The sequence below is a fragment of the Paraburkholderia sp. SIMBA_027 genome (assembly GCF_046535315.1).
Taxonomy (GTDB): domain Bacteria; phylum Pseudomonadota; class Gammaproteobacteria; order Burkholderiales; family Burkholderiaceae; genus Paraburkholderia; species Paraburkholderia tropica.
In genome coordinates, this window is the sequence record NZ_JAWRWY010001345.1 from 1 (window position 1) to 246 (window position 246).

Annotated in this window: 1 pseudogene; it reads right to left on the minus strand. The window is 60.6% G+C overall.

What is annotated here, in order from left to right:
• A pseudogene (locus SB764_RS43555) lies at positions 1 to 246 on the minus strand (ATP-dependent DNA helicase); the annotation flags it as partial.

Here is a 246-nt window from a genome sequence, read left to right on the forward strand (position 1 = left end):
GCTCAGGGTCGCGGAAAACAGCACACTGCTGCGGGCCGCCGTCAGCCGGGGCCGGATAAACTCGGCGGGCACCAGGTTGCGCAGGCACAGGGTTGAAGCGCTGCGTTTGCCGCCGAACGGGCGCTTGCTGATATCGAAGAGAAAATGTTCGTCGAACAACTCGGCCACCTTGGCAAATTGCAGCGCTTCGAAATAGAAGGTTTGCAGGTCGCCGGAAAGCGCCTCGGGGTGATCGTTGAAGTACTC